This is a genomic window from Xanthomonas sp. SHU 199 (assembly GCF_000364665.1).
In the GTDB taxonomy this organism is placed as follows: Bacteria; Pseudomonadota; Gammaproteobacteria; order Xanthomonadales; family Xanthomonadaceae; genus Xanthomonas_A; species Xanthomonas_A sontii.
The window spans coordinates 1-909 of record NZ_AQOI01000658.1; the positions used below are offsets into that span (position 1 = coordinate 1).

Sequence of the window (909 nt, forward strand, 5' to 3'; positions counted from 1 at the left end):
GCCACCGGCTTGGCCGCCGACCGGGCGGCCGGGCGGCTCGGTGCGCTGGGGACAGCCGGATGGCCGAGCGGGGCGCTGCTCGCCTCGATCTTGAACACCGCCACGGCCTGGCTCAGCTGGCCGGCCTGTTCTTCCATCGAACGTGCGGCGGCGGTGGCTTCTTCGACCAGCGCGGCGTTCTGCTGAGTGGTCTCGTCCATCTGGGTGACGGTCTGGTTGACCTGCTCGATGCCCGCGGACTGTTCCTGCGAAGCGGCGGCGATCTCGCCCATGATGTCGGTCACGCGCTGCACCGAGGTCACGATCTCCTGCATGGTCTTGCCCGCCTGGTCGACCAGCGCCGAGCCCTGGGCGACACGGCCGACGGAGTCGTCGATCAGACCCTTGATCTCCTTGGCGGCGTTGGCCGAGCGCTGGGCGAGGGTGCGCACTTCGCTGGCGACCACGGCGAAGCCGCGGCCCTGCTCGCCGGCACGCGCCGCTTCCACTGCCGCATTCAAGGCAAGAATGTTGGTCTGGAAGGCGATGCCGTCGATGACGCTGATGATGTCGGCGATCTTCTTCGAGGACGCCTCGATCCCGCTCATGGTCTCGACCACCTGGCCGACCACCGCGCCGCCCTGCGAGGCAACCGTGGCTGCACCGGTGGCGAGCTGGTTGGCCTGGCGGGCGTGCTCGGCGTTCTGCTTGACGGTGGAGGTCAGTTCCTCCATCGACGCGGCGGTTTCTTCGAGGCTGGCGGCCTGTTGTTCGGTCCGGCGCGACAGATCGTCGTTGCCGGCGGCGATCTCGCTGGCGGCGCCGTTGATGCTGACTGCCGCGGTCTGGATCCGCGCGACGATCGCCGCGAGCTGTTCCGCGGTGGCGTTGGCATCGTCGCGCATGGTGGCGAACACGCCCTGGAACTGG

The 909-nt window shown here is 69.2% G+C and carries 1 protein-coding gene; it reads right to left on the reverse strand.

Annotated features, from left to right (window positions below; genetic code table 11):
• The coding region (locus D183_RS0118800) for a methyl-accepting chemotaxis protein (protein ID WP_017910359.1) at positions 1–909 on the reverse strand (909 nt) is incomplete at both ends.